Source organism: Collinsella aerofaciens (genome assembly GCF_019131995.1).
In the GTDB taxonomy this organism is placed as follows: Bacteria; Actinomycetota; Coriobacteriia; order Coriobacteriales; family Coriobacteriaceae; genus Collinsella; species Collinsella aerofaciens_S.
On record NZ_JAHONA010000059.1, the window covers coordinates 1 to 1628 of the forward strand.

Annotated in this window: 1 protein-coding gene; it reads left to right on the plus strand. The window is 52.3% G+C overall.

The features are described 5' to 3' along the window. Positions 1-325: 325 nt before the first annotated feature. On the plus strand, positions 326-1628 hold a 1303-nt coding region (locus KSY82_RS10135), incomplete at its 3' end, for a GH25 family lysozyme (protein WP_303246713.1).

Here is a 1628-nt window from a genome sequence, read left to right on the forward strand (position 1 = left end):
CATCCTCTGGACCGTGTCCCGCTCGTGCCTCGTGAGCCTTCCGTAGGCCCTCGGGGCCGCTTTCGCGGAACCCTTCTTCCTCTTTCCGGACATGCCGTCCTCCGATCTTCCGGGGCCGGCCGGTCCGGCCCTCAGGGTATCGGGTTCCCACATTCATCCGTACATGTACGGATGAATGTGGGAGGTGTTCGGATGAAGTCGATAATCAAGGTTTTTGACTGTGTGCTAACTGGTGCTTTCCTAAGCTTTAAATGCCTGTATGGAAGTGCGGTAATATAGCTAGTATTCGTTTCTTTATCTGTGGTTACTGTTTCGGGGGATATGCATGAAACGTCTTAAAGCGTCTGCTGCTTTGGTTTGTACGCTATTGATGGGCTGGTCGCAAATCATTCAGCCTTACAGCGCGTATGCGCTGTCGGTCCAGGCCGCCGCTGCTTCGCAGTCGGTCTCGCAAACATCGAACGAGTACGAATCTCAAGGTGCAAGCTCTCAGGGAGCGCAGGACGATGCCTCGGGTTCTCAGGGTGTAACCGAATGGTATGGTGACGATGCAAATGCTGCTCGTCCTGATGGGGGTGTAGACTCTGATTCAGGCGAACAGCCTGGAATTGGCATCGAAGAGTCTCGTGTTGACGAGTCAAACGGTGAAGCCCCAACCGATGATTCCACTGAAATGAATTCCTGCGAAGCCGACTCTTTGGAACCGAACTCTTGGCGTTTCGAAAACGGCGTGCTTATCGATTCTGACAATGGCGACATCGATGCGCAGTCTTTAACTGACGATCCTTTGCCCAATGGCGCTGTTGCGCGCGGCATCGATGTCAGCAATCATCAAGGAACTGTTGATTGGAATAAGGTTAAGGCCGCGGGGATTGATTTTGCCATTCTCAAGGTCGGTCCGGTTTACGGAAAACCTGACGATTCTTTTGAAAGGAACGCTGCTGAATGTGAACGCCTCGGCATTCCTTATGGCGTGTATTACTACTCCTACGCCCGTTCTGTAGAGGATGCCAATAAAGAGGCCGACAGGACACTTGCTTGGCTCGGCGGCCATCATCCGTCGCTTCCCGTTTATTATGATCTTGAGGATAGCTATATCTTGCAAGATCCGGATTTCAGCAAGGATAAGCTTACCCAGATTGCGCAGGCTTTTTGCAACCGTATGGAGGCCGTTGGCTTTAAGTCGGGTATCTATGCGAACCTTAACTGGCTTAACAACTACCTGAATTCTCCGTCGTTGAGCGGTTATGACCATTGGGTCGCTCAATATAATTGGCGTTGCGATTATGCTGGCAGCTACAGTTTCTGGCAGTATTCAAGCAGTGGCAATGTCCCGGGCGTCAACGGACGCTGTGACATGAACTACTGCTTCAACGGTTCTCTTCTCAACGTAGATGACAGCAAGATGCATATTCAGTATGAGGCGCATGTCTCGAATATTGGCTGGATGAGCAGCAAGCGCGACGGATCTACGGCTGGCACAACGGGGCAGTCTAAATCAGTGGAGGATCTTAAGGTCAGCATCTTGAATCCCGTTGAAGATGGCTCTGTGCAAATTAACGCCAATGTAAGTGGCGTCGGCTGGCAGGGCTGGGACACCCCCTCGGCCTCCGAGGGCGGCACCACCG